Origin of the sequence: Brachybacterium sp. J153, assembly GCF_036311905.1 — a bacterium.
Lineage (GTDB): Bacteria > Actinomycetota > Actinomycetes > Actinomycetales > Dermabacteraceae > Brachybacterium.
Genome location: NZ_JAZDCH010000026.1, coordinates 152,873 through 160,300 on the forward strand (window position 1 = coordinate 152,873; position 7,428 = coordinate 160,300).

6 protein-coding genes and 1 tRNA gene are annotated in these 7,428 nt (G+C 72.7%); 6 read left to right on the plus strand and 1 reads right to left on the minus strand.

What is annotated here, in order from left to right; all coding sequences use genetic code 11:
* The first annotated feature begins 117 nt into the window (after window positions 1-117).
* The 5 genes from V1258_RS13375 to V1258_RS13395 all read left to right on the plus strand — a co-directional run bounded on the left by V1258_RS13375 (window position 118) and on the right by V1258_RS13395 (window position 3,432).
* A complete protein-coding gene (locus tag V1258_RS13375) occupies window positions 118-1,137 on the plus strand; it encodes a LacI family DNA-binding transcriptional regulator (protein WP_329747079.1) in 1,020 nt (339 codons plus the stop codon).
* Window positions 1,134-1,820 carry a DUF1801 domain-containing protein gene (locus V1258_RS13380; RefSeq protein WP_329750144.1) on the plus strand — a complete coding sequence of 229 codons (687 nt, stop codon included), beginning with the start codon at window positions 1,134-1,136 and terminating at the stop codon, window positions 1,818-1,820. Before V1258_RS13375 ends, V1258_RS13380 begins: the two co-directional genes overlap by 4 nt.
* Before the next feature lie 45 nt (window positions 1,821-1,865).
* Entirely contained in the window at window positions 1,866-2,741 is an 876-nt protein-coding gene (locus V1258_RS13385; RefSeq protein WP_329750145.1) for an HAD-IIB family hydrolase, read from the plus strand.
* Between the two features lie 19 nt (window positions 2,742-2,760).
* A complete protein-coding gene (locus V1258_RS13390; protein WP_329750146.1) occupies window positions 2,761-3,246 on the plus strand; it encodes a peroxiredoxin in 486 nt (161 codons plus the stop codon).
* A gap of 96 nt (window positions 3,247-3,342) precedes the next feature.
* Window positions 3,343-3,432 (plus strand) — tRNA-Ser (locus tag V1258_RS13395).
* A gap of 73 nt (window positions 3,433-3,505) precedes the next feature.
* Here V1258_RS13395 and V1258_RS13400 read toward each other — a convergent pair.
* Window positions 3,506-4,294 carry a GntR family transcriptional regulator gene (locus V1258_RS13400; RefSeq protein ID WP_329750147.1) on the minus strand — a complete coding sequence of 263 codons (789 nt, stop codon included), beginning with the start codon at window positions 4,292-4,294 and terminating at the stop codon, window positions 3,506-3,508.
* A 191-nt stretch (window positions 4,295-4,485) separates the two neighbouring features.
* Here V1258_RS13400 and ppc point away from each other — a divergent pair, with 191 nt between their 5' ends.
* Window positions 4,486-7,323 carry a phosphoenolpyruvate carboxylase gene (gene ppc, locus V1258_RS13405; protein ID WP_329750148.1) on the plus strand — a complete coding sequence of 946 codons (2,838 nt, stop codon included), beginning with the start codon at window positions 4,486-4,488 and terminating at the stop codon, window positions 7,321-7,323.
* The last annotated feature ends 105 nt before the right edge of the window (window positions 7,324-7,428 follow it).

Consider the following 7,428-nt stretch of genomic DNA (forward strand, 5'->3'; position numbering starts at 1 on the left):
CTTCGCCCTGGGAATTCGCTTGCCGGAAACGATTGCATATCTTCGGCCTGCATGGAAGAGTCGGCCCACGCCAGATTCGCACCGGGATCATGCAACTGTTGCAGTGGGGAGGTGGGCATGTCCGTGACCCTGCGGGACGTCGCGGAGCGCGCCGACGTCTCCGTCGCGACCTGCTCCCGCGCCTTCCAGCGCCCCGAGCTCGTCGGCGAGGCCACCCGCGAGCGGATCCTCGCCGCGGCGTCGGCCCTCGGCTACCGGCCCAACCGCAGCGCCCGCGCCCTCATCACCGGGCGCACGGGCGTGTACGGCGTGATCGTGCCCGACCTCGAGAACCCCTTCTTCGCCGCCGTCCTCAAGGGGGCGCAGGCGCGGGCCCACGAGCTCGGCACCCAGCTGCTGATCACCGACGCGGGGGAGGCCCCGGAGGGCGAGCTCCCCCTGGTGCGGACCCTCGCCGCCCAGGTCGACGGGATCGTCCTCTGCTCGAGCCGGATGGACGAGACATCCCTGCGCGAGGCCGTCTCCCTCACCCCGCTGAGCCTGGTCAACCGCATCTCCCCGGACCTCTCGGGGGTCTACGCCGATCCGCTGCCCGGCATCCCCACCGCGCTCCGCCACCTGCGCCGCACCGGGCACACCCGTATCGGATACGTCGGCGGCCCGCCCGCGAGCCGCTCCGACGCGGTGCGCCGCGAGGTCATCGCCGAGCAGTGCGCCGCCGCCGGGATGGACTGGACGGACATCGGCGCCTTCACCCCCGACGTCGACGGCGGCCGCCGCGGCGCCGAGGCGGTGCTGCTCAGCGACGTCACGGCGGTGCTCGTCTACAACGACCTCATGGCCCTGGCCCTGCTTGAGCGGCTCGCGGGCTTCGGGGTCGACGTCCCCGGGGAACTCTCGGTCGTGGGCTGGGACGACATCCCCTTCTCCTCGCTGCTCCATCCCGGACTGTCCACGGTGCAGGTGCCCCGCTACGACATGGGCGTGACCGCCGTGGACCTGCTCCACGACGACGCGACGAGGCCCCGGCGCGAGGATCCCGTGCGCACCCGCATCGGCCTGCCCACCACCTTCGTGCCCCGCGGCACGACGGGACGCGCCCGCGCCGTCGACCCCGCCGGTACCCTCACCCCATGACCGCCGCCGACGCACCGCTCAGCACTCCGCTCGCCGAGCTCCCGGGCGTGGGCTCGCCCGCCTCCCGCGCCTTCGCCGAGCAGGGGCTCCGCACCCTCGGTGACCTGGCCGGGAAGGACTGGACGGCCCTCGCCGCGCTGCACGGCGTCGGCCCCGCCTCCGGCCGACGGATCCAGGCGGCGCTCGCCGCCCACGGGGAGAGCCTGCAGAACCCGCCCGCCCCGGACACCCGTCGGGCGAGCGTGACCGCGGGGAGCACCGGCGTCGGTGCGAAGGACATCAAGACCCACGCCACCACGGTGACCCCCGAGGAGTACCTGGCGACCGTGACCGGGCGCCGCCACGAGGAGGGTCTCGTGCTGCTCGAGCTGTTCCGCGCGGCGACCGGCGGCGCCGAGGCCGTGATGTGGGGCCCGAGCATGATCGGCTTCGGCGAGGTCCACTACCGCTACGCGAGCGGACGCGAGGGCGACACCTTCCACCTGGGCTTCAGCCCCCGCTCCTCCGATCTCTCGCTCTACGGGCTCACCGGCACCCCGCGCGCCGAGGAACTGCTCGCGCGACTGGGAAAGCATCGCCTCGGGAAGGCCTGTCTCTGGGTGAAGAAGCTCGAGGACGTCGACCAGGACGTGCTGCGGGAGATGGTCGAGCACGCCTGGGGGACCCCGCCCGAGGCCTGCTGACCCGGATAGCATCGTCTCCGACCCCGCCCCCTCGGAGAGGACCCCATGATCACGAGCCCCGCGACCGCCGCCCGCCCCTGGGACGAGATCCCGGCCGGGGCCGCCGACCTCCGCCTGGTGGTCAGCGACATGGACGGCACGCTCCTCACCCCCGACGGCGAGCTGCCCGCGGGATTCTGGGAGCTGATGGGGACGCTGCAGGAGCGAGGCATCGCCTTCGTCCCCGCGAGCGGCCGCCAGCTCGCGACGCTCCAGGCCATGTTCGGCCCCGATCCGGCCAGCGGCCGGGAGGGCGTGCCCAGCTACATCGCGGAGAACGGCACCCTGGTCCTGCACCAGGGCGAGGTGGTCGAGACGACGCCGGTGGGGGAGGGGACCACCGCCGAGGTCATCGAGCTCGTGCGCGCCCTGAACGCCGACGGCGCCGGGCTGGGCCTGGTGCGCTGCGGGGTCGAGGCGGCCTATGTCGAGGGCGAGGATGAGTACTTCCTCGCCGAGGCGCGCACCTACTACCACCGCCTCACCTCCGTCCCCGACCTCACCGCCGTCGAGGGGCCCACGCTCAAGCTCGCCGTCTTCGACGCGGTCGACGCCGAGGCGACCGCCCCCGCCTTCGACCGCTTCACGGCGAGCGAGCAGGTGGTCGTCTCCGGGCGGCACTGGATCGACGTCATGAGCCCGACGGTCGACAAGGGCCGCGGAGTCCGGGCCCTGCAGGCCGCGCTCGACGTGACCCCGGCCCAGACCGCCGTCTTCGGCGACTACCTCAACGACACCGGCCTCTATGCGACGGCCGACTGGTCCTTTGCGATGGCCGACGCCCACCCCGGCATCACCGAGCTCGCCCGCTACATCGCCCCCGGCAACGACGAGCGGGGCGTGCCGCGCGTGCTCGAGCACCTGCTCGGTCTCGGCCGCTGACCCCGCCCCCAGGAGAGACATGACCGAGAACGTGACGCTCGCCGTCGGCGACCCAGCCCCCGACTTCGACCTGCCCACCGCGGGCGGCGGCCGGGTGAGCCTGGCCGAGCTCCGCGGCGCCCCCGCGCTGCTGTGGTTCTACCCCGCCGCGAACACCTCCCTGTGCACCCGGCAGGCCTGCGACCTGCGCGACCACCATCGGATGTTCGCCGATGCCGGTTATCGTGTCGTCGGCATCTCCCCGGATCCGGTCCCCGAGCTGGACCGCTTCGTGGCCGAGCAGGGCCTGCCCTACACGCTCGCCGGCGACGAGAGCCACGAGACCATGGCGGCCTACGGCGCCTGGGGCGAGAAGAACATGTACGGGAAGGTCGTCGAGGGCGTGATCCGCTCGACCTTCGCCGTCGATGCCGACGGGATCCTCACCCTGGTGAAGTACCGCGTCGGCACCCCCTCGCACATCACGCTGCTGCAGAAGCGCCTCGGGCTCACGGCCGACGGGTGAGCGGCCGGGTGTGACGTGATCCGCCCGGGCTCGCTTTGGCGCACCCCGCGCCAGCCCGTATGCTGTATCGGCGTGCTGCGTGCGAGCGCAGCGCCAGGAGACGTGGCAGAGCGGCCGAATGCGCTCCCCTGCTAAGGGAGTAGGTGGTGATAAACCGCCTCGGAGGTTCAAATCCTCTCGTCTCCGCCGTAGCAGACAGCCCCCGGCAGGGTTCTCCCGCCGGGGGCTGTCTGCGTGTGTGTTTCGGGGCCGCCGGCGCTCAGCCGTCCTCCGACAGCGTGGACCACTCCGGGCCCGTGCTCTCCCGCAGCTCCGGGTCGCGGAGCACCTCGGTGCCCTCCCCGGTCAGCAGCCGGTGGGCGAGCTCCCGCAGGGAGAGACGCAGCAGCGCTCGGGCCCGCGAGTCGTCGCCCGCGGCGAGGGCCTCGAGCAGCTCGTCGTGCTTCTCGGGGAGATCGGCGCGGACCCCGAAGCCGAGCGGATCCGAGAAGGAGCCCATCCGGGTGAGAATCACGATCGTGCTCATGGCGGAGGCGAGGAAACGGTTCCGGGCGATCTCCGCGAGCTGCTGGTGGAGGTCCAGATCGGCGTTCCCCGCCTCGATGACCTCCTCGGCCGCGAGGGAGGCCGCGCTGCGGGCCGCGCACTCGCGTAGCGGGGCGAGCAGCTCGCGCACCCCGTCCTCGTCCCCGTCGGCCCGCAGCTGCGCGGCGCGATCGGCGACGATCGTGGCCGCCTGCATCTCGATGCCCAGGCGGTAGTCGATGAACTCCGACATCGTCTCGGGGTCCATGCGGGTGACGAACAGGCCGCGGCCCGGGAACTGGGTGAGTAGGCCGTCGCGCACCAGGCGCTGGCAGGCCTCGCGCAGCGAGGAGCGGGAGATGCCCATCTGCTTGGACACCTGCACCTCGGGGATCCCGTCACCGGGGCGGAGGTCGCCGTAGTAGATGGCGTTGCGCAGCTCCAGCTCGACCTGGTCGATGATCGAGGGCCGCCGCAGCGGCTGCATCATCGGCAGCTGGACCGTGTCGCGTCGCGGGGTCATCCGGTTCCTCCAACAGCTCGGGCGCGATGGCGCGGGGGCGACCTGCAGTATTCCACCGCTGCGTCCGCTCCGCGATCGGTGCGGGGGTCCCGCGATCCGCCCCCTGTACCCTGGGCCCGTTCGTCCCGCGCCGACGCGGTCGCCCTTCACTGTCGGCGGCCGTCGTTCGGCGCCGACTCCCAGGAGGCCCCGTGCCCGAATACGACGCCCTCGTCGTGCCGACGCTGACCAGCGAGTTCCCCGTCGTCGGCGACGACCCCCATATCGACGCCCCGCTCCGTGCGAGCGTGCGCCGGCTGTCCACCCTGCTGGGCCGCACTCTCGCGGACCAGCACGGCCCCGAGCTGCTCGAGCTCGTGGAGCAGGTGCGCCAGCTGACCAAGTCCGCGAAGTCCGAGGACACCACCGCGAGCGCCCGCGACGTGCAGGCCCGCCTCGCGGAGCTGCCCCTCGAGCAGGCCACCGCCCTCACCCGCGCCTTCACCCAGTACTTCCTGCTGGCCAATGCGGCCGAGCAGGTCTACCGGGTGCGCGCGCTGCAGGAGCGGCCCGCCGCCGAGTCGTGGGTGCCGCGCGCCGTCGAGGGCGTCGTGGAGAAGGTCGGGGCCGACGGGCTGCAGAAGGCCGTCGACTCGCTGGACGTGCGCCTCGTGTTCACGGCGCACCCCACCGAGGCCAGCCGCCGCGCCGTGCTGACCAAGCTGCGCCGCATCTCCGACCTCCTCGCCACCGAGACCGAGGAGGGGACGGTCGAGCGCCGCCGCCAGGACCACCTGCTGTCCGAGGCGATCGAGGCGCTGTGGCTGACCGACGAGCTGCGGCGCACCCGCCCCACCCCGCAGGACGAGGCGCGCAACGCTCTCTACTACCTGCGCCAGCTCTACCTGCACACGATGCCCGGCTTCCTCGACGACCTGCGCGAGGAGCTGCGGGCCAAGGGCGCCGACCTCACCGAGCGCCAGGTGCCGCTGCGCTTCGGCTCGTGGATCGGCGGCGACCGCGACGGCAACCCCTTCGTCACCGCCGAGGTGACGCGCGAGGTGCTGCAGCTGCAGTCCGAGGCCGCGATCGACATCGCCATCGAGATGGTCGGGGAGCTGATCGCGGACCTGTCGATCTCCAGCGCCCTGGCCGGCGAGGACGAGGAGCTGCGCGGGTCCATCGCCGCGGACCTCGCTTTCGAATCCGAGGTCGACCAGACCCAGCAGGAGCTCTTCGACCAGGAGCCCTACCGCCTCAAGCTCGGCACCATGCGCGCCAAGCTCCGCGCCACCCGGGATCGGGTGCGCAGCGGCGAGGCGCACGTGCCCGGGCAGGACTACCGCGACGGCGAGGAGCTGCTCGGCGACTTCGACGTGCTGCGCGAGTCGCTGCGCCGCCACGGCGCTCATCGGGTCGCCGACGGGGCGGTCGCCATCGCCCAGCAGGTGCTCGCCGGCTCCGGGCTGAACCTCGCGACGCTCGACATCCGCGAGCACTCCGAGAAGCACCACCACGTGCTCGCGCGGCTCTTCGACCGTGTCGGCGAGCTGGACCGCCCGTACGACGAGCTCAGCCGCGCCGAGCGCAGCGAGGTGCTCGGTGCCGAGCTGGCGAGCCGTCGGCCGCTGGTCGGCACCTCGATCAGCGAGGACCCCTCGATCCTCGACGACGCCACCCGCACCACCTATCGGGTGTTCGGCGAGATCCGCGACGCCCACCGCCGCTACGGACGCAGCGTCATCGAGACGTACATCATCTCGATGACCCACGGCGCCGACGACGTCCTCGCCGCCGCGCTCCTCGCCCGCGAGGCGGGCCTGGTCACCCTCGCCGGCGGTCCCGGCGCGGAGGAGAACCGGGCCGACATCGGCTTCGTCCCGCTGCTCGAGGAGGTCGCCGAGCTGCGCCACGCCGACGAGATCCTCGAGGCGCTGTTCTCCGACCCCTCCTACCGGGAGATCGTGCGCCTGCGCGGCAACCGCCAGGAGGTCATGCTCGGCTACTCCGACGGCAACAAGGACGCCGGCGTCATCACCAGCCAGTGGGAGATCCACCAGGGCCAGCGCCGGCTGCGCGACGTCGCGGCCCGCCACGGCGTGACCCTGCGGCTGTTCCACGGCCGCGGCGGCTCCGTGGGCCGCGGCGGCGGCCCCACCTACGACGCGATCCTCGCGCAGCCCTACGGCGTGCTCGAGGGCGAGATCAAGTTCACCGAGCAGGGCGAGGTCATCTCCGACAAGTACATGCTCCCCACGCTCGCGCGGGAGAACCTGGACCTGTCGCTCTCGGCCGTCATCGAGGGCTCCGCGCTGCACACCGCGCCGCGCACCAGCCCCGAGCAGCTCGAGCGCTTCGGCAGCGTGATGGAGACGGTCTCGGATGCGGCCTTCGCCCGCTACCGCACCCTCGCCGACGATCCCGACCTGCCCGAGTACTTCGTGACCTCGACCCCCGTCGAGCAGCTCGGCGACCTCAACATCGGTTCGCGGCCCTCGAAGCGCGCCACCTCGGACAAGGGCCTCGACGGCCTGCGCGCCATCCCGTGGGTGTTCGGCTGGACCCAGTCGCGCCAGATCGTGCCCGGCTGGTTCGGTGCGGGCTCCGGTCTGAAGGCAGCGCGCGAGGCCGGCCTCGAGCCGGACCTCCACGAGATGCTCAAGCACTGGCACTTCTTCCGCAGCCTCATCAGCAACGTGGAGATGCAGCTGGCGAAGACCGACCTGCAGATCGCCGCGCACTACGTGCACTCCCTCGTGCCCGAGCGACTGTGGCCGCTGTTCGACCGCATCAAGGAGGAGTACGAGCTCTCGGTCGCGGAGATCGAGCGGCTTACGGGCGTGCTCGAGCTGCTCGACGGGCAGCCGGTCCTCAAGCGCACCCTCGCCGTGCGCGACCGCTACCTCGACCCGATCTCCTACATGCAGGTCGCGATGCTGCAGCGCGTGCGCGCCGCCGCGGCGGCCGGCGAGGAGCCCGACCCCGAGCTGCAGCGGGCCCTGCTCACCACCATCAACGGCGTGGCCGCCGGCCTCAAGAACACCGGCTGACCCGCCCGCAGGAGAGCCTCCCCACCCCGCCCCGGCGCGGTTACCGGCGGGGGGGGGGGGGGGGGGGGGGGGGGGGGGGGGGGGAAGAACTGTCCCAACGCGAAC